The following is a 1,129-nucleotide window of genomic DNA, read 5'->3' as shown; positions in this document are numbered from 1 at the left end:
TGCCCTTTAGGATTTCTCTTTACCTGTTGTCTCAATCAGAGCTTTAGACTGACTCTTATCATCATCTTTGATGCCATTAATTCAAACGGGGTTGACCATTTCATTTAATTAACCGGTTAGCTTATTCACCTGACACAGCTAACAACCCCATTTTGACAGTTTACATAACGTGTGCCAGCCTCAAAGCCACTGAGAATAAATGAGGTATCAGCATGGTTAATTTGCCGGAAGGGATTACTCCAACATCAAAAATTCTTCACATTGTGCAAAAATCCAAGGATGCTTTTGAAATATTTTATGATGAAGAGGACTCCAGTGGGGATGTCAGCTTTACCCAGATTGAGGAATCATTTAGTAAGATTGTTGAAGATTATAAATACGTCATGTTTACATCCATAGAAAATCGTCAACACAGCGTTGAGTGCCTGGAGACCGGAAAAACATGGGAAGGGATAAGCACCGAAGAAGCGGAAGCATTGCTTAAATTGCGCAATAGCAGAAGGTAAACCGGGATGAATGGAAGTGGGCTGGCTTCAAACTGGCCAGAGTGAATTCAGCGTCAGTGAGCATTAATGCAGCGCAGCCTCCTGCTCATTATGCTTTCTGACGGCTTGCGCTATTTCCGTCGCATGGTGCTTACACACGGCGTTGTCTTTGCAGTGATAAATCGCACCGAAAGGGTCAGTTCTCGAACTTAAGGTCTGTTCGTAATAATCAGGTGAACCAGAAGCAAAGTAGGCCGTAATAGCAGCAAGATCATTGAAACCCCGTTTTTTCCCGCAGACATCACACTGCGTTGGCACCCAGATTTTACCCTGATTAGACATCATACCTACCTTAATGGGGCTGCCCAGAACTTTCCGGTGGTGTTGCCAATGACAACGAATCATCGTCCCGATCATCAATCAGCACAACATTTAAACGTGCATGAGCCAGAGCCACATACTCAAGCTCAACCTCTGAGCGAAGGGGTTCACAACAATCTGGAAATTCAGGAGACAGGAACACTTCCTGCCGTTTTAACGCATCCAGCGAATGCATCGCTTCCGAAAAATCCACTACAGGCCGCGTCTTGCCACAGTGCGGACATTGCTCGGTGCTCCTGCCATTAAAACTGACTGGCACTCTC

3 protein-coding genes are annotated in these 1,129 nt (G+C 45.3%); 1 reads left to right on the top strand and 2 read right to left on the bottom strand.

Annotation, left to right across the window (positions count from 1 at the left end):
* The first annotated feature begins 212 nt into the window (after nt 1-212).
* Complete coding sequence (locus AK963_RS29435; RefSeq protein ID WP_066018778.1) at nt 213-506, top strand: hypothetical protein; 294 nt, start codon at nt 213-215, stop codon at nt 504-506.
* A 63-nt stretch (nt 507-569) separates the two neighbouring features.
* On the opposite strand, the gene AK963_RS29430 is transcribed toward AK963_RS29435, so the two are convergent.
* Both AK963_RS29430 and AK963_RS34070 read right to left on the bottom strand, forming a co-directional pair.
* Complete coding sequence (locus tag AK963_RS29430) at nt 570-830, bottom strand: hypothetical protein (protein ID WP_139117788.1); 261 nt, start codon at nt 828-830, stop codon at nt 570-572.
* A 7-nt stretch (nt 831-837) separates the two neighbouring features.
* Nucleotides 838-1,129, bottom strand: a 292-nt coding sequence (locus AK963_RS34070; protein WP_175404736.1) for a hypothetical protein, incomplete at its 5' end; no start/stop codon positions are given.

Source organism: Endozoicomonas atrinae (genome assembly GCF_001647025.1).
GTDB classification, from domain to species: domain Bacteria; phylum Pseudomonadota; class Gammaproteobacteria; order Pseudomonadales; family Endozoicomonadaceae; genus Endozoicomonas; species Endozoicomonas atrinae.
The sequence above is the reverse complement of the archived record's forward strand: the minus strand, read 5'-3'. Positions and strand labels throughout refer to the sequence as shown.

Coding starts and splice junctions, on each gene's coding strand:
- AK963_RS29435 (WP_066018778.1), top strand. CDS start 213: ATGGTTAATTTGCCGGAAGGGATTACTCCAACATCAAAAATTCTTCAC.
- AK963_RS29430 (WP_139117788.1), bottom strand. CDS start 830: ATGATGTCTAATCAGGGTAAAATCTGGGTGCCAACGCAGTGTGATGTC.